This window comes from Streptomyces sp. NPDC026062 (genome assembly GCF_055568375.1).
This window is the reverse complement of record NZ_JBVHOQ010000024.1, coordinates 96,795-121,782: the sequence shown is the minus strand read 5'-3', so window position 1 is coordinate 121,782 and position 24,988 is coordinate 96,795. Positions and strand designations below refer to the sequence as shown.

Sequence of the window (24,988 nt, the reverse complement as noted above, 5' to 3'; positions counted from 1 at the left end):
ACCCGCTCTTCCCCGAATGCCCCGAATATGCGCTCCGCCGCGCAGGAAGTGACCGCTGAGACGCGTGCCACCCGGCCGGCGGTTGCGATGGGCCGACAGGTCATCGTCGGCCACCGCGACACCCCAGCTCAAGAGGTTCAGACCAGCAACTTGCTCACAGGGAGTTCACAGAGCGTACAAAACAGGTTCGATCAGGACCTGGGAAATTCCGCGGCCACCGCTTCGGCGATCTGCGCCACGTTCAGCGCCGCCCCCTTACGGAGGTTGTCGCCGCAGACGAAGAGTTCCAGCGCCCTGGGGTCGTCCAGCGAGCGGCGCACCCGGCCCACCCAGGTCGGGTCGGTGCCCACCACGTCGGACGGGGTGGGGAAGTCCCCGGCTCCGGGGCTGTCGTAGAGCACCACCCCCGGCGCGGTGGCCAGGATCTCGTGGGCACGGTCGACCGCGACCTCGTTCTCGAAGCGGGCGTGCACGGACATCGAGTGCGTGGCGATCACCGGTACGTACACGCAGGTCGCCGAGACCCTCAGGGCGGGCAGATCAAGAATCTTGCGGCACTCGTCACGGATCGCCAGCTCCTCGGAGGACCAGCCGTCGCCCGCGTCCGTACCGGCCCACGGCACGACATTGAGGGCGACGGGTGCGGCGAACGGGCCGCCGTCCGTGTCGCCCACGACCCTGCGCACATCGCCCGGCTTCGTGCCGAGTTCGGTGCCGGCCACCATCGACAGCTGCTCACGCAGTACGGCGACGCCGTCGCGTCCGGCCCCGCTCACCGCCTGGTAGGAGGAGACGACGAGCTCGCGCAGCCCGAACTCCGCGTGAAGGGCGCCGACCGCGACGATCAGCGACAACGTCGTGCAGTTCGGGCTCGCGACGATGCCGCGCGGTCTGATCCGTGCGGCATGGGGATTGATCTCGGGGACGACGAGCGGCACGTCGTCGTCCGTCCGGAAGACATCGGAGTCGTCGATGACGACGGCTCCCTTGGACGCGGCGAGCGGTGCCCAGCGCGCGGAGACCTCGTCGGGCAGCAGGAAGAGCGCCACGTCGACGTCGTCGAAGACATCCTCGGTGAGGCCGAGGACCTCGGTCTCCTCACCGCGCACGACCAGCTTGCGGCCGGCCGAGCGCGGTGAGGCGATCAGCTTCACGTCGCCCCAGACATCCGCGTGCTGCGAGAGGATCTGGAGCATCACGCCACCGATCGCCCCGGTCGCACCGACGACCGCGAGCGAAGGGCGGCGTGCGGTCATCGGCCGGTGCCCCCGTACACGACTGCCTCGTCGGAGTCGCTGTCGAGACCGAAGGCGGTGTGCACGGCGCGCACGGCCTCGTTGACGTCGTCGGCGCGGGTGACCACCGAGATGCGGATCTCGGAGGTCGAGATCAGCTCGATGTTCACGCCGACGTTGGACAGCGCCTCGAAGAAGCCGGCGGTGACGCCCGGGTTGGTCTTCATGCCCGCGCCGACCAGGGAGATCTTCGCGATCTGGTCGTCGTAGCGCAGCGATTCGAAGCCGATGCCGCCGCGCGCCCGCTCCAGGGCGTCGATGGCCTTGCGGCCCTCGGCCTTGGGGAGCGTGAAGGTGATGTCGGTCAGACCGGTCGCCGCGGCGGAGACGTTCTGCACCACCATGTCCATGTTGATCTCGGCGTCCGCGATGGCACGGAAGATCGCGGCTGCCTCGCCCGGCTTGTCGGGCACGCCGACAACCGTGACCTTGGCCTCGGAGACGTCGTGGGCGACTCCGGAGATGATGGCGTGCTCCACCTGCTGGTCCCCTTGCGGCTCGTTGCTGACCCAGGTTCCGCGCAGCCCCGAGAAGGACGAACGGACGTGGATCGGAATGTTGTAGCGGCGTGCGTACTCCACACAGCGGTGCAGCAGCACCTTGGAACCGGACGCGGCCAGTTCCAGCATGTCCTCGAAGGAGATCCAGTCGATCTTCCGGGCCTTCTTCACGACCCGCGGGTCGGCGGTGAAGACACCGTCCACATCGGTGTAGATCTCACAGACCTCGGCGTCGAGCGCCGCCGCGAGCGCCACCGCGGTGGTGTCGGACCCGCCTCGGCCGAGGGTCGTGATGTTCTTGCCCTCCTGGCTGACGCCCTGGAACCCGGCGACGATGGCGATGTTGCCCTCGTCGATCGAGGTCCGGATGCGGCCCGGCGTGACATCGATGATGCGCGCTTTGTTGTGGACCGAGTCGGTGATGACACCGGCCTGGCTGCCCGTGAACGACTGGGCCTCGTGGCCCAGGTTTTTGATCGCCATCGCCAGCAGGGCCATGGAGATCCGCTCTCCGGCGGTCAGCAGCATGTCGAACTCACGCCCGGCCGGCATCGGAGATACCTGCTCGGCGAGATCGATCAACTCGTCCGTCGTGTCGCCCATCGCTGACACCACGACAACCACCTGGTTGCCGTTCTTCTTGGCGTCGACTACTCGCTTGGCGACCCGCTTGATGCCTTCGGCATCGGCTACGGAGGAGCCTCCGTACTTCTGCACGACAAGGCCCACGTGCGCTCCTCGCTCAATCCATTTATCGCGGTCGGCTCAGTTTAACGAGCAGTCCGGAAACGACCCGTTATTACCACATGCTGAGATGTCCCGCTCACCACATGGCCATCGGCGTGTCGCACCGAACTGCTCGTACCGGGCTGCTGCCCCGCGATCGCCCCGCCACTCCCCCATGTGGCCCAACCCACACGGAGGCGGCCCAGAAGCCTGAACCGGCACCGCGACGCCGACCGCACCCCCTTGTACCGACTCGCTGAAGAAGTTCGACGTCCCCACCCTCGTCGTCCACGGCGACGACGACCAGGTCGTGCCCTTCGAGACCGCCGGCCGCAAGTCGGCGGAGATCATCGCCGACGTCGAGCTGAAGGTCTACGAGGGCGGCTCGCTCGGCATCGCGCTGGTGCCCGGGGACAAGGAGAAGTTCAACAAGGACCTCCTGGACTTCCTCAAGAAGTAGCTCGCGAGCTCGCGGAGGCCCGGCAGGGGCGCCCCTGCCGGAACACGGCCGCGGGGCACGGCCGGGTGGCCGTGCCCCGCAGTCCCGTCCGGACATGCTGGACAGGACGCGCGTGCCGGGGCGGGACCGGCGCGCCGGGCCTGCCGGTCAGCGCGGAGCCGCGCCGCCGCGCCGCCGTGCGACACGATCAGCAGGTGAGGCAGGGCTCCGCGCCGGTCCCGAGCTGTCCGAGGGCAGACTTGCTCAGCACCCCTGAGAACGCCTGCACCTCGTCGACCGACCCGTGCAGGTACTCGCCCCAGCCGTCAGCGGTGTGGCCGCGCCCCACCTGGAGGCCGCCGGTGCTCGTCCATGCGGAACGGAAGGCCGCGTCGGCGGTCGCCAGGCCGTTCACGTACAACGTGATCCGGTCCTTGCTGCGGTCATGCACGACCGCGATGCGGAATCCCTGTCCTCCGTCCCAGTCCGGACCTCCCTCGTGTCCGGCCACCGTCTCGTCCGCACCCTGTGCATCCGCGTGGCTCATCACCAGCTCGAACGTCTGCGTCGACGGCACGTACCGCACCTTGAACGCGTCACCGTGCTCGCCGCCCTGCGAGAGCACCGTCATGGGGTGCGTGGGTTCCTCGTCCGCCAGCTGGACCAGCGCGGAGACCGTGAAACTGTCGCCGGTGTCGACGGCCGGGCCCTCCGTGGCCGCGTACCCGTTGATCCCGTCGAGATCCAGGTGCCCGAGGCCGACGAGCGGATAGACGACCGGCAAGGGCTCGCAGTCCGGATCGGCCCACGGTTCGCACGGCTGGGGCGGCTCGTTGTAGATCGACGCTCCCCCCGCGAGTCTCAGCGGCCGGCCACCGTGCAGCTCCGGGCTGAGCCCCTCGGACGCGTTCTCCAGGGACCAGTGACCCCGCTCCTGCGGAGTACGACGGGCCAGGCCCGCGGCCTCGGCGGGGACGACGACCCGGTCGTACGTCCGGACGTCGCCGATCTCGCCCTGCCAGCGGTCCCGGTAGCCCGCCTTGCCACGTGCGCGGCCGATCTGGAAGTCACCGGCGGCCGTCGGGGGAGCGGCCTCGGTGGCGGTGCCCGCCTCCTGGCCGTTCACGTACAGGCGTGCCAGCCCCGTCTCGGTGTCGTACAGCCCGAGCACATACGCCCACTCCCCGGTCTCGGGGCGGCCTCCGCTGACGCGCGCACCACCGATGCCGAACGACCAGACCGGCTCGTCTCCGCCGGTACGGGCTCCGAGCGTGAACCCGGGCGCGGTACCCGCGTCCTGGCTGGCGAGCGTCATGTCGTGGTCCAGCGCCGCGGGCCGTACCCACCCGCCGACCGCGAAGGTCTTTCCGGTGTCGACGACCTGCGCGCCGGGCGTCAGGAAGCCGTGTCCCGTCCCGTCGAGCGACGCCGTGGACGTCAGCGCGGTGCCGGACGGCACCGGGCCACCGAAGGTGACACCCGCTCCGGCACGGGCAGCGGGCCCCGCGGTGGGTGCGGCGGACGTGGAGCCCGCGGGGTCGGACAACGCCCACTGCGCGACCGGGGAGCGGCCCGCAGCGACGCGGAAGTAGTAAACGGTGTCCGGGCTGCGACGGCCCGAGCGGTCGACCGCGTACACATGGAGATAGCCCAGCATCGAGGATGTCGGCATATAGCGGATCTCCGCCGGGCCTCCCAACCCCCTCGCCGGCACGGTCTCAAGCGGCCCCCCGCCGAAGTAGTACCTGTACTCGACGACGTCATCGGCCGGCGAGTCGAAGCGGAACGTCCCGTAGACCCCGACGCCGTCCGTCCAGTCCCCCTCCTCCGGATACTCGGCCGAGACGACCGTCGGCTTCTCCGGATTCACGTCGTCGATCACGAACTCGCAGCCGGCACCGCCCTCATCGGCCGCGCTCCACGGCGAGACGGCCTCGCCGTCATCGGCCCGCACCCGCCAGGAGATGACCGTCCTCGGCGGCAGGTCCGACGGAAGCTGCCACGCCGCCGCAGAACCGGAACTCACCCGCCCCGGAGAGTGGTAGCTCCGGCGCTGCTCCGCGCCGTCCGCATCCGTCCACCACGTCTCGAACTCCCCGCCGACGAAGTTGCCCTCTGCGGGGCGGTCGTCCTCCACCGGGTCGTTCAGCACAGCCGTCACTCTCGGCGGCTCCGACACGTACGGCCGGTCGTCCCCTGCGGCACACGCCGCCGGACCGGTCTTCAGATCCGTGACGACCGGCTGGAGCGGCGGCAGATTGTCCGCGGCCACGGCCGCGTTCGGCGCTGCCATCACGGCGGCCACACCGACCGACAGTGCTCCGAGCCAACGGGCTCTCCCCCGTCTTATCCCGCTTCTCATGCTTTCGAGTTCCCTCCCCTGCAACTCCCGTGGTGATCACGGGCTGGTGGAGGCTAACAGCGGGGACCGACAACAACCCCGGCATTTTTCACGGACCGGACGAGGTCCGCGTCCGCCGCCGTCCCGCACTCACCGGACGCGATCCGTCCGGTGAGTGCGGGCGTGACCGTCAGCGCGGAGACGCACCGCCGTGCGCCGTCATCCACCCACGCCGCCGCCCCACCGCGAGGGCCGACCCGGCGGCCACCAGCAGTACGGCGACGAGCCCGGCCCACCAGCCGCCGGTGCCACCTGTCTCGGCCAGATTCCCGCCGTCGCCGTGTCCGCCGTCGCCATGGCCACCGCCACCGCCGTGTCCACCGCCGCTGCCGTGGCCACCACCGTCACCGCCACCGCCGGGCGGGTGGGTGGGCTCCGTCGGGGTCGGCGTCGGGCTGGGGGCCGGCGTCGTCGCCCGGTCCCTGTTCGTGAGGGCGCACGTCACCGCCGCGCCCGGCACGACCGTCACCTTCCCCTCCGTCACCGGGAGTTCGTCGCCCGAGGCCTCGCAGGTCCAGTCCCCGGCCTCGTATCCCTCCGGGCCGTCCGACTCGGACAGCGTGTAGTCGCCCGCCTCGACATCGGCCCCGGTCACGGCGTCGGCCCCGCTGGGCCCGGAGATGGTGCTCGGGCCGTCGGCCGTGAGCGTCCAGTCCTTGGGCGAGGCGGTGCCGTCATGGGTGTTCACCACATGCTTCACCAGAGTCAGGCGGGCCTTGCAGCTGACCTTGTTCTCGACAGTGAACGTGTTGTCCTTCGCGCCGAGTTCGGCGTCGTACGGCAGTGGCTCGTCGACCTCCTCGCCATTGGCGGAAACCAGCCGGCTCTCGTCGAGCGTGCAGGACGCGGGCACCTTCGCGGTCTCGGCGATCGTCGTGGTGTCGCCGGCTTCGTACCCCTCCCTGGTGACGCCCCACTCCTGGCCGGAGGCACCCGCTCCGGCGGGACCCGTCAGTGTGAGGTCCGCGTCGAAGCCGTCCGGGCGGTCCTCGTGGTCGTAGGTCGTGCCGTCCACGGTCCACTTCTTGTGGACGGTCACATCCGCACCGGAAGCCGCGCGGTTGTAGACGACACAGCTGATCGCGGAGAGACGTGGCACCTCCACGGTGAAGCCGGGAGCGCCGTCCGTACCGGTGTTGGTGACGTCGACCGGCGATCCGTCTTCGAGGTCGGTGCAGACCGCGTTGTCGCCGCCCTGTGTGACCAGGGTGTGGCCCGGCCGCTGGGTCTCGGCGACGGTGACGTCCGCGCCGGTCACCGTCGTCGGGAAGGTGGGCGTGAACACGACGCCGCCCGTCCCGTCGTCCGTCGTGGTCTGGGTGTCCGGCAGTCCGCCCACACCCGCCTCGGTGGTCGACGCGTCGAACTGCCAGCCCGGACCGGCCGGTTCGGCGCCCGTCACGTCCTCACCGGTGGTGTCCGAGGGCACGATCTGCTTGATGACGGACAGGGAGCCGTCGCAGTGGGTCAGCGCCAGGTTGCGCAGCGCCTCACCTGCGGCGGCGAAGTCGGTGGTCTGGTAGTAGTCCGCCGTCGTCGGGTTCGGCTGGGCGTCGTCGAAGGCGGTCTCGCCCGAGATGGCCCTCAGATTGAGACCGGAGACCCCTTCCACGCCCTTGCCGACACCCACCGCGACCACCCGGGAGCCCTGCGCCTTGACGGCGTTGGCGGAGAAGATGCCGCCCTCGACGTCGGCGAAGTGGGTGTGCGAGCCGTCGCCGGTGTAGGGCTTGCTCCAGCGGGTCGGGTTGCCGTCGGTGAGCACGACGACCAGGTCGTAGACCGGCGCCGCCTGGGCCACCGCGTTCAGCCCCTGGTCCCAGTTGGTGCCGGACCCCAGCTGCCAGTCCGCGTAGAGGTCCTTGAACGCCTTGGCCCCCGACTCCGTGGAGACCGGCATGAGTCCGGGGCTGTTCGTGGTACCGGTGCTCGGCGAATTGCGGTCGAAGGAGAAGAGCGCGAGCCGCGAGGGCGTGCCGGTGAGCGAATCCGTCAGCTTGTCGGTGGCCAGCTTCAGCTGCGGCAGCGCGCTGCCGACGGACGCCGACATGTCCAGCACCACGGCGACGTCCAGTCCGCAGGATTCCGGCATCGGGGGATTCGTACGGGACTGCTGCCAGATCCCGCCGGAGGCGACGTACGGGGTGGCCGACCAGTTCGTGCTGAACATGAAGTCGCTGGTGGAGGAGTACGTCTGACCGCTCGCCAGCTCGGGAGTCCTGAACCGGTACGGCGAGCTGACCGAATCCGAGCCGCTGCCCGGCCCCGTGCGCAGGGACGGGTTGGTGTACCAGCCGTCCGGCACACCGTCCTCGACCTGCCGCACCCAGAACCGCTTGCCCTCGTTGGCCTCGCCGCTTCCGGTGTCCGGCACCGTGAAGTTGCAGTCGCCGTCGGAGTCGGATTCGCACCGGCCCCAGTCGTCGGTGACGGGTGCGGTGGCGTCCTCACTTTCGTACAGGGCGAGCCGGACCCCTGCCAGCGGGGACACGTCGGCGTCGCCCTCGCGGTCGGCCCCGGTCTTCACCGTGATGACTGAGGTGCCTGCGGCGGGGGTGGGTACGTCGGCGATGGCCGTCGCGACAGCGGCGGGCGAGCCGGTGAGCATCAGGGCCAGGGCTGCGAGCCCCGCCCCGAAACCGCCCCGGTGGCGGCGGGACGTGCGGATATGCCGTCTCACGAGTGGACTCCTCGATTCGGGATTTCACCGAGGCAACAACTTATCCGTTTGTACTTTTATGTCCATGTATGCCCCACCCTGCGTGTCGCCGTTCGGACCGCGGTGCGGGCCACGCACAAAGCCCTTCACCTCGGGGAACCTGGGGGCCTCACCCGTTCACCGCACCGACTGGGTGAGGGAACGGCCGGACCTGTTTACACACGCCGGTCCGCGCGCAGGTCTCCCCGGTCACCGCCTCACCGATGCCCCCGGGCCCGTCCACATCCGGAGTTCCCATGCGCAAGACCGTCCGCGCACTGCCCCTGCTTCTGGCGCTGTCCGCCGTCCCCCTGGCCGCGTCCCCCGCCCACGCGGGCGGCACCTGCTTCGCGACGCACGCCGACGCCCCCCTCTACGCGGGCAGCAACCCGTGGACCGGGATCGTCGGTTACCTGGACCCGGGCATCCCGGTGCACGGCACCCGGCCGGGCGCGGACGCGCTCTGGCAGGTATCGCGCACGGACAACGGCGCGCAGCTCGGCTTCATGCGCCCGCAGGACCTGCGCTGCGACGGCGGCTGACGCCCGCACTCACCGGGCACGGACGCGCCCCGGGCACCGCCGCCCCGGCCGCCCGGTCCGCTACTTGACCGGCCGCAGCCCCAGCGGTCCCGCGATCTCCTCGACCATGACGCGGCCCGCCTCCTCGGCCAGGTCGTCGTCGCCGGCGTCCTGGCCGGTGTCCAGGCCGTCGAGCTCCTGGAGGGGCTGGTTCAGCCGGATGTGGGCGATCAGCGACTGGAGCGCGCGCAGGGTGGCGGAAGCCGTGGAGCCCCAGTTGGAGAAGTAGGAGAACTGCCACCACCACAGGGCCTCCGTGGCACGGTCCTCCTCGTAGTGGGCCAGGCCGTGGCGCAGGTCCGTGACCAGGTCGGCCAGGTCGTCGGAGATACGGGCCGGGACCGGGGCCTTGCGGGGCTCGTACGGGTCGAAGACCTCGGAGTAGACGTCGATCGGCTCCAGCAGGGCCGCGAACCGCTCGCGCAGCCCGTCCGCGTCCGGCTCGGCGCCCAGGTCCGGCTCGTAGCGCTCGTCGGGAAGGATGTCCTCGTACGCGCCCAGCCGGCCACCGGCCAGCAGGAGCTGGGAGACCTGGAGGAGCAGCACCGGGACGGCCTCCTCCGGCTCCTCGACCATGGACACCTCGGTGACCGCGACGATGAACGTCTTGATCTGGTCGGCGATCTGGACCGCGAAGTCGCCGGGGTCCTGCGTGACAGTGTTCAGCGTGGCGTCAGACATCGAGGAGACCTCCCGTGGGCACGGTCGCAGACGGTGAGCAGAAGATACCGGCGCTGAACGCAAAGCCGCCGTGAGACCGGCAGCCGATGGCCGGAAGGCGATCAGACATCGAGATCAGACATCGAGCAGACGCCTCCCCTCGAAGGCGCGGCCGAGGGTGACCTCGTCCGCGTACTCCAGGTCGCCGCCCACCGGCAGGCCGCTGGCCAGCCGGGTGACGCGCAGACCCATCGGCTTGACCATCCGCGCCAGGTACGTCGCGGTGGCCTCGCCCTCCAGGTTGGGGTCGGTCGCCAGGATCAGTTCGGTGATGGAGCCGTCGGCGAGACGGGCCAGCAGCTCGCGGATGCGCAGATCGTCCGGCCCGACGCCCTCGATGGGGCTGATCGCCCCGCCCAGGACGTGGTACCGGCCCCGGAACTCACGGGTCCGCTCGATCGCCACGACGTCCTTCGGCTCCTCGACCACGCAGATGACCGTCCGGTCGCGGCGCGGGTCGCGGCAGATCCCGCACTCCTCCTGCTGGGCCACGTTGCCGCAGACCGCGCAGAAGCGGACCTTGTCCTTGACCTCCAGCAGCGCATGGGCGAGACGGCGCACATCCGTGGGCTCGGCCTGGAGGATGTGGAAGGCGATCCGCTGCGCGCTCTTGGGACCGACGCCGGGCAGCCTGCCCAACTCGTCGATGAGGTCCTGAACCACGCCTTCGTACAACGGAACGCCTTTCGAGCCGGGTCGGCTGCGTCGTGGTACGTACCGTAGGGGGTACGTACGGTCTTGGATACGTCCGCGGTGCCGAGCGGTACGTACGGGGGTCGTGAGCGGTACGGGGACGTGAGCGGTGCGTCCCCGGTCAGAAGGGGAGGCCGGGCATGCCGCCCAGGCCCTGGGCCAGCGGGCCCAGCTTCTGCTGCTGGAGCTGCTGGGCGTTCTCGTTCGCCGCCTGGACCGCCGCCACGACGAGGTCCGCCAGCGTCTCGGTGTCCTCCGGGTCCACCGCCTTCGGATCGATCACCAGGCCGCGCAGCTCACCGGAGCCGGTGACCGTCGCCTTCACGAGGCCACCGCCGGCCTGACCGTCGACCTCGGTCCTGGCAAGCTCCTCCTGCGCCTCGGCGAGGTCCTGCTGCATCTTCTGGGCCTGCTGCAGCAGCTGCTGCATATTGGGCTGGCCACCACCGGGAATCACGGTCACTCCAGGCATTTCGACGACAAATGTTTCGGTAAGCCGAGCCTACGTGGTCCCCGGGCAGCGCGCCCCACCCACTGGCGAGCAACTCTTTCGAGTGAGTGCGCGTAGGCGATGGCAGGACTCCTATACCTGACCAGAGGCCCAGTGCGCCCGGGAATACCGCGATTTCGACCCCACGGCCCACCATTCGGCGGTAGGAAGGGGTGCGTCCCGGTACACGCAAGCGCACCTCCCGTCACGCAAGGTTACGCACGAGGAACTGCGGGTCGCACCGGGGCCGGTGAGCAGCGAGTGCACAGAGGGCGGTGATCCGCCCATCGTCGAGTACGCGGTCGAGAACACGCGTCGCAACACAGCATGCAGAGGAGTACCCCGGTGAGTCAGCCGGAGATGCAGCCCGAAGGGCCGCCCCGCAACGAATCCGGTGTGCCCGGTCCGGCCGCTTCCTCCGGTGCGGGCTCCGGCGCCCGGAGCCATCGGGCGCGGGGCAGGGACCTGACCGGGACACCGTTCCCGCTCGGCGACTGGGGCGAACCCGCCCAGCGGCTGGACGAGCTGTACCGATGGGTCGAGAAGGACGCGCTGCGCACCGCCGACTGGTATCTGGGCGACCGGGTGTGGAAGCGGCGCGGGGCCCGGGTGCTGCGGATGGGCACGGCGGCCGGGGCGGTCGCGGGCGCCGCGCTGCCGCTGCTCGACCTGACCGGCGCGCTGCACGGCGCGGCCGGCTGGGGGTATCTCTCGCTGCTGCTGGGCGCCGCGTGCATGGCGTGCGACCGGTACTTCGGGCTGACCTCGGGCTGGATAAGGAATCTCGCGACGGCACAGGCCGTGCAGCGGCGGCTCCAGGTGCTCCAGTTCGACTGGGCCTCGGAGTGTGTGCGCGAGATGCTGGGACCGACCGAGGGAACGGCGAGCGAGGCGGCCGAGCGGTGCCTCGGAGTGCTGCGGCGCTTCTCGGAGGACATCACGGAGCTCGTGCGGTCGGAGACCGCGGACTGGATGGTGGAGTTCCGGGCCGGTCCCGCGCCGATGGGCATGCAGGCGCTGGTCTCCGGCGGTTCGGGCGGCGGGCGCACCGAGCCGGGGACGCAGCCGGGAAGGTTTCCGCTGCAGTCGATGGGCCGGCCGAACATGCCGCGGCAGCGGCCGCCGGAGTCCCCGCGGTGACCGGACACCGGTAAGCACCGCGGGGCGCGACAGCGGGCGGCGGGGAGCGGAGAGGTCCGCGCCCCACGGCACGGGTCCACGCCCCACGGCGCAGGGTCCGCGCCCCACGGCCTCTCAGCTGAAGATGATCATCGAGCCCTGGGCAAGGCTGCGGGTGACCGCCGCGTGCAGGCCGAGCCAGACGTGGCGTTCCCGGGCGAACGGGTTGTCGTCGTACGGGATCGGCAGCGCCGGTTCCTCCAGCTCGGTGGGCGCGGCGGGCGGCAGCGGGGCGGGCGGGGGGTTGGCCGGATCGATGCCGATGGCCGGGCCGACGTACTGGAGCTCCCGCAGCAGCCCGTGTGCCGAGCCGAGCGGACCGCCGCCCTCCAGCAGGGCGTCGGTGGACAGCGGCACGGCAAAGTCCACGGGGACGTAGGCGCCCGCGTGGTCGTAGTGCCACACCAGGTGCGACTGCTGCGCTGTCGGCTCGAACATCTCCAGCAACTGCTCGTAGTCCCCGCCCAGTTCGTCGACCGGGGTGACGCCGAGGCCGCTGAGCTGGAGGAGGTAGGCGCGGCGCAGGAAGTGCAGCGCGTCGTAGTCGAAGCCCGCGACCGGGGCCACGTCACCGGTCAGTCCGGGCATGTACGCGTAGACGGGCACGGGCGGCAGCCCTGCCTCACCGAGCGCTCTGTCGTAGACGGCTATCTCTTCGGCGAAGGGGTTGTCGGGGCTGTGGCACAGCACATCGACGAGGGGGACCAGCCACAGGTCACAGGCCACGAAGTCTCGCTCTCATACGGGGATGCGTGTCGGTACACGTGCGGGATCGGTGTCGTACGCGTGCGGCGACACGTACGGGATACGTGTCGGTACGCGGACGGGACGGGACGGGTACGGAATCGGTGTCGGTACACGTACGGGGACGGGTACGGGATGCGTGTGGAGACGGGCGCGAGGACGGGTGCGATGGTCGGGACAGCGTAATGCGGTCGGGACGTCGCGGACAGTGGTCCCTCGGGACCGGCTCGCCCCCGCTCGTCCGCCGGGCGCACGGCCGGTGCTCCGGGCGTACGGGTCAGAGCTCCGGGCGTGCCCCGTCCTCCGGCCCGTCCGCCGGCCGGGTGTGTCCCGGACCGGCGGGCTCCCCGGCCGCAAGCCGGTCCGCCCAGCTCAGGGCATGGCTGTTGTAGTCCTCGACGGCCCTGTGCAGGGCCCCCCGGTCGCGGTGCGAGATCGCGGCGACGAGTTCGGGGTGCCCGTTCCACAGCCAGTTCCGTACGTGGGCGTCACCACGCAGGTACGGCACGGCGAACACCCAGGCATGGACGCGCAGCCGGTGCAGGAAGTCGGTGATGTAGCTGTTGCCGACGAGCATGCCCAGCTCACGCCAGAAACGCAGGTCGTAGCCGATGAGGATGTCCAGATCGCCGCCGCGCGCCGCGCGGCAGGCCTCCTCGGCGCGACGGCGTACGGAGACGAGGGCGTCCCGGTAGGCCTCCTGTGCCCCCGGCGCGGGGGGCGGCCCCGTGAAGACGTCGCGGATGACCGCGTCCATGACCAGGGCGCGGGCATCCACCATCGCGCGGTAGTCCTGGACGGTGAACTCGTGGACCCGGAACCCCCGGTGCTGGTCGGATTCGAGCAGGCCCTGCGCGGAGAGATCGAAGAGCGCCTCGCGGACGGGCGTCGCGGAGACGCCGTACTGCTCGGCGATCTGTTTGACGGTGAACTCCCGTCCCGTCTGCAAACGACCGGCCAGCACCTCATCACGCAACGCGTCCGCGATCTGCTGCCGCAGCGTACTGCGGGTGACCGCTCCGCTCGCGCGCATGGCGCCCCTCCCCATTTCGGCCTCGGGCCACCTTAGACGAGGGGAAGGGGGAGGGGCGCGACCGTGTTACGCGGTGTACTCGTCTGCCACGGACAGAGCGGCGTCCAGAGCGGCCAGGCCTTCCTTCGCCTCGGCCTCGGTGACGTTGCAGGCAGGAACTGCGTGGGTGCGGTTCATGTTGACGAAGGGCCACAGACCGTTCTTCTTCGCGGCGGCGCCGAAGGCGGCCATCGGCGCGTTGGCCTCGCCCGTCGCGTTGTACGGGACCAGCGGCTCGCGGGTCTCCTTGTTGCGGACCAGGTCCAGCGCCCAGAACGCGCCGAGGCCGCGGACCTCACCGACCGACGCGTGGTTCTTGGCCAGTTCGCGCAGACCGGGGCCCAGCACGTTCTCGCCGATGTGGGCGGCGTTCTCGATGACCTTCTCGTCCTCCATCACGTGGATGGTGGCCACGGCGGCGGCACAGGCCAGCGGGTGGCCGGAGTAGGTGAGGCCGCCGGGGTAGGGACGGGTCTCGAAGGTGGCGGCGATCTCGGCGGAGATGGCGACGCCGCCGAGCGGTACGTAACCGGAGTTGACGCCCTTGGCGAAGGTCATCAGGTCGGGCGTGACGTCGAAGTGATCGGCGGCGAACCACTTGCCGGTGCGCCCGAAACCGGCCATGACCTCGTCGAGGACGAAGACGATGCCGTACCGGTCGCAGATCTCGCGGACTCCGGCGAGGTAGCCGGGCGGTGGCGTCATGATGCCGGCCGTGCCCGGGATGGTCTCCAGGATGATCGCGGCGATGGTCGCGGGGCCCTCGTACGCGAGGGTGTCCTCCAGATGCTGGAGTGCGCGGGCGCACTCCTCCGCCTCGGTCTGCGCGTAGAACGGCGAGCGGTAGAGGAACGGCGCCCAGAACCGGACGACGCCCGCCGAGCCGTTGTCGGACGCCCAACGGCGGGGGTCCCCGGTCAGGTTGATCGCGGTGGAGGTGGCGCCGTGGTACGAGCGGTAGGCGGAGAGCACCTTCGTGCGGCCGGTGTGCACCCGGGCCATCCGGACGGCGTTCTCGACGGCCTCGGCACCGCCGTTGGTGAAGAAGATCTTGTCCAGGTCGCCGGGGGTGCGCTCGGCGATGAGGCGTGCGGCCTCGGAGCGCGCCTCGATCGCGAAGGCGGGCGCGAAGGTCGTCATCTTCGCCGCCTGCTCCTGGATCGCGGCGACGACGGTGGGGTGCTGGTACCCGATGTTGGTGTAGACGAGCCCGCTGGTGAAGTCGAGGTAGCGGTTGCCGTCGTAGTCCCAGAAATACGCCCCCTCGGCGCCGGCGACGGCGAGCGGGTCGATCAGGCCCTGGGCGGACCAGGAGTGGAACACGTGCGCGCGGTCGGCGGCCTTGACGGCCGCGCCGGCGGCGGAGTCGACAGGGGGATGAGGGGTCATGCGACGAGCGTAGGCGGCGGCGGGCGGCGGCGGGTATGGCCACCTTGTATGGCCTGGGCCGTCTGGTTCGGCAGGGTGTCGGGTCGCCGCGCATTCCTCGGCCCGTCGGAAGGGCGCGCACGAGCGTGGTCCGCCTCGGCCCGCCGGACGGGCCCGCACGAGCGTGGTCCCGCCTCGGCCATTGAGCGGGCGCGCACGAGCGTGGTCCGCTTCGGCCCATTGAGCGGGCGCGCACGAGCGTGGTCCGCTTCGGCCCATTGAGCGGGCGCGCACGAGCGCGGTCCGCTTCCGCCAGGCGGCCGCCGGTCACACGGGCGGCGCGCGCCGCACCCGGCCGGGGGCGCCGCGCCCCCGCACCGCGCCCCCGGCACCGCACGAGCGCGCCGCTATTCTCGACCCCGTCCGGCGTGTCGTCGTACGGGGGAGGACCACACACCATGGAGAAGCTCGGGGCCACCGATCCGCTACGCATCGGCGCCTACCGCCTGCTGGGCCGGCTCGGCGCGGGCGGCATGGGCCAGGTCTACCTGGCCCGCTCGGACCGCGGACGTGTGGTCGCGATCAAGCTCGTCCGCGAGGAACTGGCCGAACAGCAGGAGTTCCGCGACCGGTTCCGGCAAGAGGTGCGGGCCGCCCGCCGGGTCGGCTCCACCTGGACCGCCCCCGTGCTGGACGCCGACACCGAGGCCGCCGTCCCGTGGGTCGCCACCGGGTACGTCGCCGGCCCTTCCCTCCAGGCCACCGTCTCCGGGCGCGCGAGCACGTCGAACGGCCCGGCCCCGGGCGCCCACGGCCCGCTGCCCGACCGCTCCGTCCACATCCTGGGTGCCGGTCTCGCCAACGCCATCCGGGCCATCCACACCGCGGGGCTGATCCACCGCGACCTGAAGCCGTCCAACATCCTGCTGACGATCGACGGCCCGCGCGTCATCGACTTCGGGATCGCGCGAGCCCTCGACACGGTCAACGACAGCGGCGTCACCCGCACCGGCGCCCTGGTCGGCTCGCCCGGATTCATGTCGCCCGAGCAGGTGCACGGCGAGCGCGTGACCACGGCGTGCGACGTGTTCTGTCTGGGGTCGGTGCTGGCGTACGCCTCGACCGGACGGCATCCGTTCGGCACGGCGGCCACCGGGGTACACGCGCTGATGTTCCGGATCGCGCAGGAGGAACCGGACCTGACCGGGGTGCCGGCCGATCTCGTGGAACTGATCCGGGACTGCCTCCGCAAGGACCCCGGGGCCCGCCCGTCCACGGACGCGATCCTGGAGCGGCTGGACGAGGGCGACAGCGCGGAGCCCTGGCTGCCGGGCGCGCTCATCGCTCAACTCGGGCGTCACGCGGTGGGGTTGCTGGACTCGGAGGACCCGACGGGCCCGGTCCCGGACGACGTGGCCGCGAACGACGGGGTCCCGGACAGCGTCGCCCCCGCCGAAGCGGCCCCCGCCGACATGTCCCCCGCGGACGTGCCCCCCGCCGGCAGCGCCTCGTGGCCCTCTGCCACGACCGGAGCCCCGACGGCCACCCCCGCCACCCCGCCGCACCCGGGCCAGGGATACGGCTATCCCCAGCAACAGCACCCCAGCCAGGGCAACACCTACGGCTATCCCCAGCAGCAGAGCCCCAACCAGGCTCACGCATACGGCTATCCCGGACAACAGGACCCCAACCAGGCTCACGCATACGGCTATCCCGGACAACAGGACCCCAACCAGGCTCACGCATACGGCTATCCGCAGCAGCCGGGCTTCGGCTCCACGCCCCCGTACGGCCCGCCCCACCCGGCCGGAGGCCCGCCGCCCGCACCCGCCGGGCCCGCGCGCCGGAGCGCCGGCTCGACGGTCGCCCTCATCGCGATCGCGGTAGTCGTCGCCATCGGGGCCGGCGGGTCCGTCTACGCGCTCATGAGCGACCGGGGCGCCTCCACCACCGCCTCCCCGTCGGGCGGTTCCTCCCACTCGGCGTCCCCCGACGGCTCGCAGGACCCGTCGCCCGGCGACGACGGGCAGAACGGCGACGACGAGGGAGCCGTCCCGGAGGCGTACGTGGGCACCTGGTCCGGCAGCGTGGACAACGCCACCGGCCACTCCACCCGCGAACTGGTCATCCGGCAGGGCCAGGTCGGAGAGGCCGTCCTGACCCTCACCGCCGAGGGGCCGCTGGACACCGGCGGCACCTACCGCTGCGTCTTCGAGGCGGACCTGGCCACCGAGCCGGCCGACGGCGGACCGGTCGGCCTCGGTCCGTCCACGGTGACGGAGGGCGAACCGATGACGTCCTGCACCCCCGGCAGCTCCACCACCCTCACCCTGCTCCCGGACGGCACGCTGAGCCGGGTGAACACGGACTCCGGCGAGAAGATCACGTACACGAAGTCGGGCTGACTCAGAACAGCCCGCGCACCACGAGTCCGACGCCCACACACAGGACGGCCAGCGCGGTGAGGACGCTGCCGTACGGGGTGTAGCGCCGCAGCGAGGGCAGCCGCCGCTCGGCCAGGGCGGCGGCCCTGTTCCCTCCGCCGGACAACAGCAGTCCGGCAGAGGTGAGAGTGAGGGCCATCCCGACCCCGTAGCCGATGACCAGCAGGACGCCGAAGAACGTACGGCTGAGCGCGATGGCGCCCAGCAGGACGACGAGCGCGGACGGACTGGGCACGAGCCCGCCCGCGAGCCCTACTCCCAGCAGGGCGGGCAGCCCCTTGCGCCGGGACGGACCTGCCCCGGAACGCTGCCCGTGGACGTGACCATGGACATGCTCGTCCCCACCGTGCCCGTGCCCACCGTGCCCATCCCCACCCGCACCGCTGAGGCTGTGGCTGTGGCTGTGGCTGTGGCTGTGGCTGTGGCTGTGGCTGTGGCTGTGGCTGTGGCCATGATCGTGCGCGGCCGGGCCGCCCGCCCTCACCGCCCGTACCGCTGTCACCGCGAGTGACGCCCCCAGGACCGCGATCACCGCCCCGCTGGCCGCGCCCAGCCACCCCAGCAGCCGTTCACCCAGGAACCCGCCTCCCGCGGTCAGCGCCAGCCCCACGGCCAGCACCCCCGCGGTGTGCGTCGCCGTCACCGTGGCGCCGACGGCGAACGCGGCCCGCACACCGCCCTCCCGGCGGGCCAGACAGGCGGCGACCGCCAGCTTGGCGTGCCCGGGAAGCGCCGCGTGCCCGGCGCCGAGCAGCATCGTCAGCAGGACCGCGAGAAGACCGACCGGCACCGTCAGGTCCCGGCCGGAGGTGAGTCCCGTGAGCCGTTCCTCCAGGGCCGGGAAGAGGATCGCGCCCCGGTCCACCGCCGGGGCCGCGTCGGGGCGGCCGGGCCCGGCCGCCCCGCCCGCACCCGGTTCCGTACGAAGGTCCGCGGCGACCACCTCCAACGGCCCTCCGCCACCGGACGGGTACTTCCGCAGCACATCGCTCGAACTCCGCGCCGGCACCGACGACCGCACCACGCGTACGCCGTCGCCGACCGCCGTGACCTCCTTCCAGCCGGTCCGGCCGGAGTCCGCCGCCGAGGTGAACACCACGTCGGCCGGGCGGGAGAGATCGGCGTCGGCGCGCAACGCGCAGGTCAGCCTGGCGATGGGCAGCCCGGCCGCCCCCTTGCCGTACGTCAGCTCACTGTGCCCGACCCGCCACGTCAGCGGCTCGCCGCCCACCGCGGCCCTGGTCCGCCGGGCGAGCGCCGTGCACCGCTGCGCCGCGCGCCCGGCCGCCTCCGCCGGGGAGACCGTGCCGTCACCGTTCCGGTCGGTCGGCCCGCGGTCCTGGGCCGTCGGGATCTCCGCGCTGTCGACCACGGCCGTGTCCGTGATGCCGTCCCGTGCGAGCCGTAGCCCGTCGTAGTGGTTCAGGCTGAAATTGCCCAGCGGGTGGGCCGGTTGGGCGGCCGCGGCGGCGGAAGGCCCCGCGAACAGGCAGAGAAGCAGTGCGGCAGGCAGCGCACGGGCGGTTCGCATCATCGGTTCGGTAACTCGGTTCTGTTCGGCTCGTGTTGCTTCAGGTCTTCAGCAGACGTCGCGCCAACAGCGCGTGGTACGGGGAGAAGTGCGGGTTCAGAGCAAGCGCCTCGCGCAGATGGCGGTCGCCGTCGGGCAGTCCGAGGGCGCGCTCGATCACGCCTCGGTGGTAGCGGAAGAGCGCGTTGTCCCAGCCCGTCCGGGCGGCCTTGCGGGCATAACCGAGAGCCTCGGAATCGTGCCCCGCGCGGTGCAGCGCCCATCCCAGCGCATCGGCGACGACGACGCTCCGCGCGCGTGTCCACTCGCCCCGCATGAGCTCCACGGCGATGTCCGGATCTCCGTGATCGGCGACGTACAGAGCGAGATGCGGATCGACCGGACCGCCCGACACCCGCAGCAGCCGTACCTGCGCGTCCAGCGCCGCCCGCTCGGTGCGGACCCGGGCGCCGTCCTCCCCGCCCAGTTCCACGGCCTCCGCCAGGAACTGGGGCAGCGGTGTCCGCCCGGTCAGTTCCCGGTACATGTCCAGGGCCTTCGCCGTGTCGCCGCGCGCGGCGCAGACCCGGGCCAGCCCGGATTCCCCGTACGGGTGACCGGGTACGGCGTCCACCGCGAGCCGGAAGTGCCGCTCCGCCCGGTCCACCGCACCCTGCGACCACGCCAGCTCACCCAGCCTGGCCTCGGCGAATGCCCGTTCGTCCGAGGTGGCCGCGCTGTCCACGGCTCGCTGGAGGGCGATCGCGGCGTCCTCGGGTCTGCCGTTGGTCTCCAGGTCGTACGCCGCCCTGCTGTAGGCGGCACCCGCCGGGGCGATGTCCAGCAGCCGCTGTACGGCTCTCCTGGCCGCCGGGTAGTCGCCGAGCTGGATCTGCGCGTCGGCCAGTACGGCGTAGGCGTCCGGGCGGTCCGGCGCCATCCGGGTCGCGCGGAGCCCGAAGTCGCGGCCCCGGGCGAACGCGTGGCGGGCGTTGGCCACCACTCCCTGCCCCGTCACCGCGGCGTAGTTGTCCTCGCGTCGCAGCGACAGGGATCTGCTCAGCGCGCGGTCGGCCGCGTCGAGAGGGCCCGCGTCGAGCGTGATCCGCGCCTGTTCGGCCTCGGCACGCGCCAGGTCCGACCAGGCGGCGGGGTCGTCCGGAAAGCGTTCCGTGCGGGCGCGGGCGGTGGCGACCGCGAGGTTCGCGGCCCCGGACGGCCCTTCACCGGCCTGTGGAACGGCGGCAGGGACGCCGGCCTGCGGAGCCGTGGTCATCGGGCGGGGGCCGTCGGCGGGGCCGAGGGACAACAGTCCGGCCAGGCACCCGGCGACGGCCACCGCTCCGCCCGCCGCGCAGAGCGGACGCCTCACGGGCCCGCGTGCGGGAGGTTGAGGTAGGGGAACGTGCTCTGCGCGTCGGCGACCTCCAGCGCGGCCACCGGCTTCGGCAGCAGCCCCGGCGGCGACGGCTGGGCGGGCTCGCCCTCCAGCATGCGCAGCAGGGGGCCGTCGATGTTGTCGTTGAGGCGCCGCCCGTTGGGGAAGCCCTGCGGGTCTCCGTCGACCACACCCATGGCGCGCGGTGCGGCGGTGACCGGCGTCATCAGGTTCAGCCGCAGCTCCTCGGCCATCACGATGCGGGCCGGGTCGGCGTCCGCGTTCATGGTGTGGGTGTTCAGGTCGAAGCCGAACTTCGATCCGTTGTCCTTGCCGATGCCTTTCAGGAACAGGGCCTGGATGTCGGTACGCGGCGTGGCCGGTGCCTTGAACCCCTGGGCGGTCTCGATGCGGTGGGGCGGTACGGGATCGAGGGTGTCGGCCAGGAAACCGGCCTCCAGATGATCGTCCTTCGGCGCACGTGCCTGGAACCGGTCCTCGGGCCCGCCCGGCTCGGAGAGGCCGACGGTGGATCCGTACACGGCGAACGCCACGTGCGGGTTGCCGTGGCGCGAGACCTGCCGGAAGGCGGGGGCCTGCTCGGCCAGGCCGCGCCGCAGGTCGGCTCCCTGCCGGGAGACCGCGGCCCAGACTCCGATCACCGGATTGCGTGCGGGGTCGCCGTTCAGCGCCACCTCGCGCTTGGGCACCTGGATGATCAGGCTGTTGACGTTGAGCGCGGACAGCGGCTGGGCGTCCGGCAGCCAGCCGGGGACGGGGCCACGCGTGCCGACCGTGTAGAGGCCGAACACCTGGGTGTCCGCCTTGAAGGAATCCGCCACCTGACCGGCCAGCGTCCGGCCGCCGCCAGGGAGTTCACGGGTCGCCTGGGTGCGCAGCTTGCCGTAGTCGGGCATCAGGAGCCGGCCGGTGTGGGTGGGCGCCGCGATGGCGTCGCTCAGCAGCGTCTGCGTACCGTCGGCCGTGACCCGTTCCAGGCTGTACTTCTGGCGCACCCCGAGCGAGCGGTCGTCCAGTGAAGTCACCGGCTCCGGACCGACCTTGGGGCCCAGCCCGAAGGGACGCCGGTCGTCGTCCCTGAACGTCCAGCGGTACGTGGTGTCGGGTGCCCCGTCCCCGTCGGCGTCGGTGTGGATCTCGTACCGCGCACCGGTCGCGAACGGGTAGTCGACGAGTGCGTTGGCGGCCGTTCCCGGCAGCTCGAACGGCCGGACGTTCGCGATCAGGGTGACCATGTCCGGGTTGTCGGGGCTGCTGAACGCGTAGACGTCGGTGAGGTCGGCCGCGGTGTCCGTCAGCGCCGACGGTGCGTCGATATGACCGCCCGCCTCACTGCTTCCGGTCAGGGGTCCCCAGAGGGATGCGGTGGTCAGCGCGACGGCCGTGGCCGCCAGTACGGCCATGCGTCCGCGTGGTGATCGGCGCGGAAAACTGTTTGTCCGATGGTCAGTTGTGGACATGCGGCGCTCCGGTGCTCGGGTGCGGGACGCGACCAGAGTGGTGCGTTGTCGATCAGGAGGAGGATTCACCGCGCCGCTCAGACCCGAACGCGTGGTGGTTTCCATCGAACAGGTGAGGCGCGGTTTGATCATGCGCACATGTATGCATGAATGGACATGTCCGGCAGGCAGTCCCACACGGTCGCAGCATGCCGCTGTGCCGTCAACTTCAGGCTGTCCAAAACCTGTTGGCCTCTTCCGGACCCTCGCGTCCGCAATCCCCCCACGCTTCATCAGACCTGGAAGGTTTCATGAATATGCGCGCGATCCGCCGCCTCACCGTTCTCGCCGCAATTGCCGCCCTGTCCGTGCCGTTCGGCATGGCGAACGCCGGAGCGACCGACACCCAGGCCCCGGCCACCCGCACGGCGGCCGCGGCCGACCCGTTCCCCGGCGTGTACATCTCCCCGTGGGGTGACGCCGACGTCGAGCTCAGCGACGAACTGCTGGTCTGGATGCGGGACAACGGCATCACGCTGAACGCCATCAGCCCGTTCGCGATGGCCCCGGACGGCCGGAGCTTCTCCATGCCGATCGGCTCGACGGCAGGGGACGGCCTCGACTCGCAGGGGCGGATCTTCTACCCCGGCGGTCTCAACTTCCACAACGCGGCCTCCGACAAGACCATCACGCTGAAGCCCACCTACATCCGTGTGATGCCGTCGCCCGGCTACTCGGCGGGTGTCACGGTGGACGGTGTGCCGCGCGCCGACGAGCTGATGGTCGCGGACACGACCCCCGCCGAGGCCCTGCTCGGTGCCCGCCCGAGCCCCACCGGCTTCCGCCTGGAGAAGGTGCCGTTCCGCATCACGGCCGAGGCGTCGCAGATGTTCGCCGAGGTGACCGGCGCCGAGGGGCCGCGCGTCGGCAGCCTGCTCGGCACCCTCACCCCGAACTTCGACTACATCCCGGGCCGGACGCCGACCGGCTTCCCCGGCCTCTGATCCGTACCGGCCCCCGCGCTCGAACACCCCTGTTCACGGGCCGGTGTCCGGACTGATCCCCTTTCGGGGGACCGGCCGGGCTCCGGCCTGTTCGGGCCGTCGGCATCCGGCCGGTATATGTGCACGTCCTGTGAAGTCCATGGCATAACCTACGGTCCTCGGCCGCGCCCCGGTCCCATCTACGGGTGTCACGCGGCCCCTTTACCGTGGGGGTAGACGTCATCATCATGCGTACACGAAGAATCTCCGCCGCGACCTCGCTCGCGGTCCTCTTCAGTTCGGTCGTCCTGGTCGGCGGTGCGGCCGGCCCCGCCGCCGCCGACTCCAGCAAGCTCCTTCCTGTCACGTCCTTCGGCGACATCGTCACCGACGGCGTGAACAAGCACGTCTTCATCAGCGACCCGACCGGCGGCCAGGTCGTCGTCACCGACTACAGCGGTGCGGTCGTCGCGAAGGTCCCGTCGCTTCCCGGAGTGACCGGGCTCGACCTGTCCGCCGACTCGGCCACGCTCTACGCCGCGGTGCCGGGCGCCGACGCCATCGTCACGATCGACACCACCGCGCTCACGGAGTCCGCCCGGTACGACACCGGCAGCGGCACGGGCCCCAAGCACCCCGCGCTCGCGGGCGGAAAGCTCTGGTTCGGCTACGGCTCGGGCGGCGCCGGCCAGATCGGCTCGCTCGACCTGACCGGCGCCGAGCCGGTCGTGAGCCTGGGCCAGGAGACGGACGGCACCTGGTACGCGGCGCCCACCCTGGCCTCCGCGCCGGGCGCACCCGACGTGCTGGCGGCCGGCATCGAGGGCCAGAGCCCGACGGAACTGGCGACGTACGACGTGTCCTCGGGCACGGCCACCCGGACCGCGTTCACCCGCGCCGACGGGAGCAATCTGGGCGACCTCGCGCTCAGCCCGGACGGCACCCAGGTCGTGGTGGCCAGCGGCGCCCCGTACAAGCACCAGGCGTACCGGACCTCGGACCTCGCGCCCGACATCGCGTACCCGTCCGACGCGTACCCCAACGCCATCGACATCGCCCCGGACGGGACGGTCGCGGCCGGCATCTTCGCCTGGTACGACCCGGATGTCTACGTGTACAAACCGGGCGTCACCGCCAAGCCCGTGCGGACGTACGAGTTCCCCAACACCGGGAACTCCAGCGGTTCGGACACCCTGGCTCCGGCAGGGCTGGCCTGGGCGCCGGACAGCAGCCGGCTGTTCGCCGTCACGGAAAACAGCTACGGCGAGCGCTCCCTGCGGGTGCTCACCGACCCCAACCGGTCCGTGACCACGGTCACCGTCAACGCCCCGGCGAAGACGAAGCGCGGCAAGAAGCTCATGGTCACCGGCATGGCGGCGTCGAACGCCCCGTTCACCGCGGGTGCCACGGCCACGGTGACGCGTATCGACCTCGAATCGCCCCAGGCCAAGACCCTGCCCCCGGTGGCGCTGAAGCCGGACGGCGCGTTCCACTTCATCGACACGCCGCCCGCGGGCGGCACGGTCACGTACAAGGTGTCGTACGCGGGAGACGCCACCCACTCCCCCGGGTCGGGCAGCGACAAGGTCGCCGTCTCCCGTGCGGCCACCTCGCTGTCCCTGAACCGCAACAAGGCGCTGTACGCGTACGGCACCGACGTGTCGTTCACCGCGCACCTCGGCACGACGTACAAGAACCGCACCGTCGAGCTGTGGGTGGACCCGTTCGGCGCGGACAAGCCCAAGAAGCTGGTGAAGACCGGCAAGGTCAACTCCAAGGGCAATCTGTCCACCACGGTCGACATGACCCGGGACACCACCGTGACCGCCGTCTTCAAGGGCGACGGCCGCTACGCGCCCAGGACGGTCACGTCCACGGCGTACGCCAAGGTGGCGGTCTCGACGACCATCTCCAAGCAGTACAAGAACGTCAAGATCGGCTCCACCACGTACGCGTACTTCCACAAGAAGACCAACCCGGTCTTCACGACGAAGATGACGTACTACAAGAACCGCAGCCACCTGCTCTCCCTGCAGCTCTACTACGCGGGCAAGTGGTACGACGCGGGCTCGCAGTACTTCAAGCTCGGCACCGCCGGCTCCATCGTGACGCTGGAGGGCACGCACGAGACGGGTTACCGGATGCGGGTCCGTGCCTCGTACGTGAACGACTCGTCGGGTGACAACGTGAACTCGACGACCCACGGCGCCTGGAAGTACTTCTACTTCACCAAGTAACCGGGCAGGCCGCCCCGCTGCGGGACCGGACGTATGCGGTCCGGTCCCGCGGCCGGACGTCGTGGGACCG

Annotated in this window: 18 protein-coding genes and 1 pseudogene; 6 read left to right on the top strand and 13 right to left on the bottom strand. The window is 71.3% G+C overall.

Going from position 1 to position 24,988, the window contains the following annotated elements; all coding sequences use genetic code 11:
- Window positions 1–191 precede the first annotated feature (191 nt).
- Together ACZ4LX_RS22435 and ACZ4LX_RS22430 are read right to left on the bottom strand one after the other, a co-directional pair.
- Window positions 192–1,256: an aspartate-semialdehyde dehydrogenase gene (locus ACZ4LX_RS22435; protein WP_467650990.1), complete on the bottom strand. Its 1,065-nt coding sequence runs from the start codon at window positions 1,254–1,256 to the stop codon at window positions 192–194.
- A complete protein-coding gene (locus tag ACZ4LX_RS22430) occupies window positions 1,253–2,524 on the bottom strand; it encodes an aspartate kinase (protein ID WP_467650989.1) in 1,272 nt (423 codons plus the stop codon). The genes ACZ4LX_RS22435 and ACZ4LX_RS22430 overlap by 4 nt, the downstream gene beginning before the upstream one ends.
- Window positions 2,525–2,771: 247 nt before the next feature.
- Here ACZ4LX_RS22430 and ACZ4LX_RS22425 point away from each other — a divergent pair.
- Window positions 2,772–2,981 (top strand): annotated as a pseudogene (locus tag ACZ4LX_RS22425) (alpha/beta fold hydrolase); the annotation flags it as partial.
- Window positions 2,982–3,168: 187 nt separating this feature from the next.
- Here the strand turns inward: ACZ4LX_RS22425 and ACZ4LX_RS22420 are convergent.
- Both ACZ4LX_RS22420 and ACZ4LX_RS22415 read right to left on the bottom strand, forming a co-directional pair.
- A complete protein-coding gene (locus tag ACZ4LX_RS22420) occupies window positions 3,169–5,253 on the bottom strand; it encodes a LamG domain-containing protein (RefSeq protein ID WP_467650988.1) in 2,085 nt (694 codons plus the stop codon).
- A gap of 238 nt (window positions 5,254–5,491) precedes the next feature.
- Entirely contained in the window at window positions 5,492–8,041 is a 2,550-nt protein-coding gene (locus tag ACZ4LX_RS22415; RefSeq protein WP_467650987.1) for a hypothetical protein, read from the bottom strand.
- Between the two features lie 275 nt (window positions 8,042–8,316).
- On the opposite strand from ACZ4LX_RS22415, the gene ACZ4LX_RS22410 reads away from it, so the two are divergent.
- A complete protein-coding gene (locus ACZ4LX_RS22410; RefSeq protein ID WP_467650985.1) occupies window positions 8,317–8,601 on the top strand; it encodes a hypothetical protein in 285 nt (94 codons plus the stop codon).
- A gap of 60 nt (window positions 8,602–8,661) precedes the next feature.
- Here the strand turns inward: ACZ4LX_RS22410 and ACZ4LX_RS22405 are convergent, their stop codons facing one another.
- From ACZ4LX_RS22405 to ACZ4LX_RS22395, 3 genes are all read right to left on the bottom strand, one after another.
- On the bottom strand, window positions 8,662–9,321 hold the full coding sequence (locus ACZ4LX_RS22405) for a DUF5063 domain-containing protein (RefSeq protein ID WP_467650984.1): 660 nt from the start codon (window positions 9,319–9,321) through the stop codon (window positions 8,662–8,664).
- 114 nt (window positions 9,322–9,435) lie between these two features.
- On the bottom strand, window positions 9,436–10,035 hold the full coding sequence (gene recR, locus ACZ4LX_RS22400; protein WP_266780167.1) for a recombination mediator RecR: 600 nt from the start codon (window positions 10,033–10,035) through the stop codon (window positions 9,436–9,438).
- A gap of 139 nt (window positions 10,036–10,174) precedes the next feature.
- Window positions 10,175–10,510: a YbaB/EbfC family nucleoid-associated protein gene (locus ACZ4LX_RS22395; RefSeq protein WP_385284656.1), complete on the bottom strand. Its 336-nt coding sequence runs from the start codon at window positions 10,508–10,510 to the stop codon at window positions 10,175–10,177.
- A 378-nt stretch (window positions 10,511–10,888) separates the two neighbouring features.
- On the opposite strand from ACZ4LX_RS22395, the gene ACZ4LX_RS22390 reads away from it, so the two are divergent.
- A complete protein-coding gene (locus ACZ4LX_RS22390) occupies window positions 10,889–11,683 on the top strand; it encodes an SLATT domain-containing protein (protein ID WP_467650983.1) in 795 nt (264 codons plus the stop codon).
- Between the two features lie 114 nt (window positions 11,684–11,797).
- Here the strand turns inward: ACZ4LX_RS22390 and ACZ4LX_RS22385 are convergent, their stop codons facing one another.
- The 3 genes from ACZ4LX_RS22385 to ACZ4LX_RS22375 form a co-directional block, all read right to left on the bottom strand.
- Window positions 11,798–12,448, bottom strand: a complete 651-nt coding sequence (locus tag ACZ4LX_RS22385) for a hypothetical protein (RefSeq protein WP_467650982.1) — start codon at window positions 12,446–12,448, stop codon at window positions 11,798–11,800.
- Window positions 12,449–12,743: 295 nt separating this feature from the next.
- Window positions 12,744–13,499, bottom strand: coding sequence for a GntR family transcriptional regulator (locus tag ACZ4LX_RS22380; RefSeq protein ID WP_467650981.1), 756 nt, complete (start codon window positions 13,497–13,499; stop codon window positions 12,744–12,746).
- A 66-nt stretch (window positions 13,500–13,565) separates the two neighbouring features.
- Window positions 13,566–14,927 carry an aminotransferase class III-fold pyridoxal phosphate-dependent enzyme gene (locus ACZ4LX_RS22375; protein WP_467650980.1) on the bottom strand — a complete coding sequence of 454 codons (1,362 nt, stop codon included), beginning with the start codon at window positions 14,925–14,927 and terminating at the stop codon, window positions 13,566–13,568.
- A 437-nt stretch (window positions 14,928–15,364) separates the two neighbouring features.
- Here ACZ4LX_RS22375 and ACZ4LX_RS22370 point away from each other — a divergent pair, with 437 nt between their 5' ends.
- Entirely contained in the window at window positions 15,365–17,311 is a 1,947-nt protein-coding gene (locus ACZ4LX_RS22370; RefSeq protein WP_467650979.1) for a serine/threonine-protein kinase, read from the top strand.
- Between the two features lies 1 nt (window position 17,312).
- Here ACZ4LX_RS22370 and ACZ4LX_RS22365 read toward each other — a convergent pair whose 3' ends face one another.
- From ACZ4LX_RS22365 to ACZ4LX_RS22355, 3 genes are read right to left on the bottom strand one after another with little or no spacing between them, the layout of a single operon-like run.
- Window positions 17,313–18,884 (bottom strand): nickel transporter, encoded by a 1,572-nt coding sequence (locus ACZ4LX_RS22365; protein WP_467650978.1) that lies wholly within the window; start codon window positions 18,882–18,884, stop codon window positions 17,313–17,315.
- A gap of 37 nt (window positions 18,885–18,921) precedes the next feature.
- The gene (locus ACZ4LX_RS22360; RefSeq protein WP_467721260.1) at window positions 18,922–20,199 is read right to left on the bottom strand and encodes a tetratricopeptide repeat protein; all 1,278 of its coding nucleotides are present in this window, start codon (window positions 20,197–20,199) and stop codon (window positions 18,922–18,924) included.
- Window positions 20,200–20,228: 29 nt separating this feature from the next.
- On the bottom strand, window positions 20,229–21,662 hold the full coding sequence (locus ACZ4LX_RS22355) for a DUF4331 domain-containing protein (RefSeq protein ID WP_467650976.1): 1,434 nt from the start codon (window positions 21,660–21,662) through the stop codon (window positions 20,229–20,231).
- A 347-nt stretch (window positions 21,663–22,009) separates the two neighbouring features.
- Here ACZ4LX_RS22355 and ACZ4LX_RS22350 point away from each other — a divergent pair, with 347 nt between their 5' ends.
- Window positions 22,010–22,702 (top strand): hypothetical protein, encoded by a 693-nt coding sequence (locus tag ACZ4LX_RS22350; RefSeq protein ID WP_467650975.1) that lies wholly within the window; start codon window positions 22,010–22,012, stop codon window positions 22,700–22,702.
- 227 nt (window positions 22,703–22,929) lie between these two features.
- Window positions 22,930–24,918, top strand: coding sequence for an Ig-like domain repeat protein (locus tag ACZ4LX_RS22345; protein ID WP_467650974.1), 1,989 nt, complete (start codon window positions 22,930–22,932; stop codon window positions 24,916–24,918).
- Window positions 24,919–24,988: the final 70 nt, after the last annotated feature.

What these genes read in the sequence shown, in the direction of transcription:
- ACZ4LX_RS22435 (WP_467650990.1), bottom strand. Translation starts at nt 1,256, where the DNA reads ATGACCGCACGCCGCCCTTCGCTCGCGGTCGTCGGTGCGACCGGGGCG.
- ACZ4LX_RS22420 (WP_467650988.1), bottom strand. Translation starts at nt 5,253, where the DNA reads ATGGCAGCGCCGAACGCGGCCGTGGCCGCGGACAATCTGCCGCCGCTC.
- ACZ4LX_RS22410 (WP_467650985.1), top strand. Translation starts at nt 8,317, where the DNA reads ATGCGCAAGACCGTCCGCGCACTGCCCCTGCTTCTGGCGCTGTCCGCC.
- ACZ4LX_RS22405 (WP_467650984.1), bottom strand. Translation starts at nt 9,321, where the DNA reads ATGTCTGACGCCACGCTGAACACTGTCACGCAGGACCCCGGCGACTTC.
- ACZ4LX_RS22380 (WP_467650981.1), bottom strand. Translation starts at nt 13,499, where the DNA reads ATGCGCGCGAGCGGAGCGGTCACCCGCAGTACGCTGCGGCAGCAGATC.
- ACZ4LX_RS22375 (WP_467650980.1), bottom strand. Translation starts at nt 14,927, where the DNA reads ATGACCCCTCATCCCCCTGTCGACTCCGCCGCCGGCGCGGCCGTCAAG.
- ACZ4LX_RS22370 (WP_467650979.1), top strand. Translation starts at nt 15,365, where the DNA reads ATGGAGAAGCTCGGGGCCACCGATCCGCTACGCATCGGCGCCTACCGC.
- ACZ4LX_RS22365 (WP_467650978.1), bottom strand. Translation starts at nt 18,884, where the DNA reads ATGATGCGAACCGCCCGTGCGCTGCCTGCCGCACTGCTTCTCTGCCTG.
- ACZ4LX_RS22355 (WP_467650976.1), bottom strand. Translation starts at nt 21,662, where the DNA reads ATGGCCGTACTGGCGGCCACGGCCGTCGCGCTGACCACCGCATCCCTC.
- ACZ4LX_RS22350 (WP_467650975.1), top strand. Translation starts at nt 22,010, where the DNA reads ATGAATATGCGCGCGATCCGCCGCCTCACCGTTCTCGCCGCAATTGCC.
- ACZ4LX_RS22345 (WP_467650974.1), top strand. Translation starts at nt 22,930, where the DNA reads ATGCGTACACGAAGAATCTCCGCCGCGACCTCGCTCGCGGTCCTCTTC.